Raw genomic sequence first — 2,611 nt, forward strand, 5'->3', positions numbered from 1 at the left:
TGGGCTGGGACACGTATGACAAAAAATGCAAAGTCGTCACCGAATACTTCCCAAGCTCCGGCACAGGTCAGACAAACGTCATTTTCCCGGTGAACTGATTGGTTTGGCAGGCGCGCATTGCAAATAGGAGAGGAGACAATCATGGGAAAGATCGTACAAGCGGCCAAGATCACGCACGTGCCCAGCATCTGGATGTCCTATACGATGCCGAAATATAAAGGCATCCGGCAACCCGCCATCGATGGCTATGCGCGCCTGCGTCAGGACGCGATCGACCGCAAGGTTGATACATTCGTCATTTTTGACACGCACTGGATCACCAATCAGGGCTTCCATCTGAATACGAAAGAGCACCACAAGGGCCGTTTCATCAGCCACGAACTGCCCCATATGCTGGCGGATATGGAGTTCGACTATCGCGGGGACAACGAACTGGGGGAAACCATCCTTGATGTTCTGCGGGAACGCGGCGAGCGTGCCCTGGGCCATTCGCATCCCGATATGGGCATGGAGTATGGCACGCTGCTACCGATGTACTTCATCAATGAGGGGGTAAACGCACGGGTGCTGCCGGTGGCGGTCAACCAGTTCTCGTCGATTGCGGAAAACCGGGTCTGGGGCGAGGCCATCGCCGAAGGCATCCGTCGGTCCGGCCGCAACGTGTCCATTCTTGCCTCTGGATCGCTGAGCCACGACTTCACACCGAATGAACGCTCGGTTGATGGTCTGAACGCGGTGAATGGTGAGTTCAACCGACAGATGGACGTGCGGGTACTGGATTTGTGGGAGCAGGGCCGGTTCGAGGAGTTTCTGGAACTGCTGCCCGATTACGCCAAGAAATGCGCGGGCGAATGCGCCATGAATGACACCGCCTTGCTGTTTGGTGCCCTGGGCTGGGGCAGCTACAAGGGCGAGATCGACATTTACACCCCGTATTTCGGAAGCTCCGGGACGGGTCAGGCAAATATCAACTTCTCGGTCTAAAACCGGGGTAAGGAAAGATATCGCATGAAAGAATTGCGTCTCAACGATCCCACCTTGCTGGTCGAAGCGGCCCGGGTGGGGGCCAGATGGGTTGACATCGCCGCCGCTGGGGCCTCGATTGACGTGACCAACCCGGCCACCGGTGACCTGATCGGTCGCGTTCCTAATCTGGGCGCACCCGAGACCGCCGAAGCGATTGCCGAGGCACAGCTGGCGCAGAAAGGCTGGGCCGCCCGTACGGCGAAGGACCGCAGCCAGATCCTGCGCTGCTGGTATGAGCTGATGATGGAAAACCAGGACGACCTGGGCGCTATTCTGACCGCAGAGCAGGGTAAGCCGCTGGCCGAGGCGAAAGGCGAGATCGCCTATGGCGCCAGCTTCATCGAGTGGTTCGCGGAAGAGGCGCGGCGCGCCTATGGCGATGTGACCCCCGGCCACGCACCTGACAAGCGGATCATCACCCTCAAGCAACCCATCGGGGTGGTGGCGGCGATCACGCCGTGGAACTTCCCGAACGCAATGATCACCCGCAAGGCCGGTCCGGCCTTTGCCGCCGGTTGTTCAATGGTATTGAAACCCGCCAGCCAGACGCCGTTCTCGGCCATTGCGCTGGCGGTTCTGGCCGAACGCGCCGGGTTGCCCGCTGGGCTGTTCTCGGTCATCACGGGCTCGGCCCGTGCCATCGGAGCCGAGATGACCGCAAGCCCGATCGTGCAGAAACTGACCTTTACCGGTTCGACCGAGATCGGCGCCATGCTTTATGCTCAATGTGCGCCGACGATCAAGAAACTGGGGCTGGAGCTGGGTGGCAACGCGCCCTTCATCGTGTTCGACGACGCCGATCTGGATGCCGCCGTCGAGGGCGCAGTGATCGCCAAGTTCCGCAACAACGGCCAAACCTGCGTCTGCGCCAACCGACTCTATGTGCAGGCCGGTGTTTACGATGCCTTCGCGGAAAAACTGGCGGCCAGGGTGGCCAGTCTGCCTACCGGCAACGGGTTCGACGAGGGCATCATCTTCGGCCCGCTGATCGATCAGGCCGCCGTTGACAAGGTGACCGAACATGTCACCGACGCCACCTCGAAAGGTGCGACCGTCACCCTTGGTGGCAAGCCCCACGCGCTTGGTGGCACGTTCTTCGAACCCACCATCCTGACCGGCGTGACCGGAGATATGGCAGTGGCTACGGAAGAAACCTTTGGCCCCGTCGCACCCCTGTTCCGGTTTGAGACCGAAGATGAGGTCATCGCGGAAGCGAACGATACCGAATTCGGTCTTGCCTCCTATTTCTTCTCCCGCGATCTGGCGCGGGTCTGGCGGGTATCCGAGGCGCTGGAATATGGCATGGTCGGGATCAATACCGGCCTGATCTCAACCGCCGAGGCCCCGTTTGGCGGCGTCAAAATGTCCGGTCTGGGACGCGAGGGTTCGCGCTATGGGCTGGATGACTTCATGGAACTCAAATACCTGTGCATGGGCGGGATCGACCCCGCCAAGGAGGCCTGATGCGCTTTGCAACTTTTACCGCTTCTGGCGAGACGTTTTTTGGTGCGATTACCGATGGCGGTGCGATTGCGTTGAACGGGGCGTTCCGGGATCACGCCAGTCTGTATGAGGTGATTGCGGC

The 2,611-nt window shown here is 60.1% G+C and carries 2 protein-coding genes; both read left to right on the plus strand.

Annotation, left to right across the window (positions count from 1 at the left end; all coding sequences use genetic code 11):
• The first annotated feature begins 141 nt into the window (after positions 1-141).
• Positions 142-984 carry a 3,4-dihydroxyphenylacetate 2,3-dioxygenase gene (gene hpaD / locus ACR0LF_RS23565; protein WP_480584017.1) on the plus strand — a complete coding sequence of 281 codons (843 nt, stop codon included), beginning with the start codon at positions 142-144 and terminating at the stop codon, positions 982-984.
• 24 nt (positions 985-1,008) lie between these two features.
• On the plus strand, positions 1,009-2,490 hold the full coding sequence (locus tag ACR0LF_RS23570) for an NAD-dependent succinate-semialdehyde dehydrogenase (protein WP_480584014.1): 1,482 nt from the start codon (positions 1,009-1,011) through the stop codon (positions 2,488-2,490).
• Positions 2,491-2,611 lie beyond the last annotated feature (121 nt).

It is taken from the genome of Ruegeria sp. E8 (assembly GCF_056533985.1).

What these genes read in the sequence shown, in the direction of transcription:
- hpaD (WP_480584017.1), top strand. Translation starts at nt 142, where the DNA reads ATGGGAAAGATCGTACAAGCGGCCAAGATCACGCACGTGCCCAGCATC.
- ACR0LF_RS23570 (WP_480584014.1), top strand. Translation starts at nt 1,009, where the DNA reads ATGAAAGAATTGCGTCTCAACGATCCCACCTTGCTGGTCGAAGCGGCC.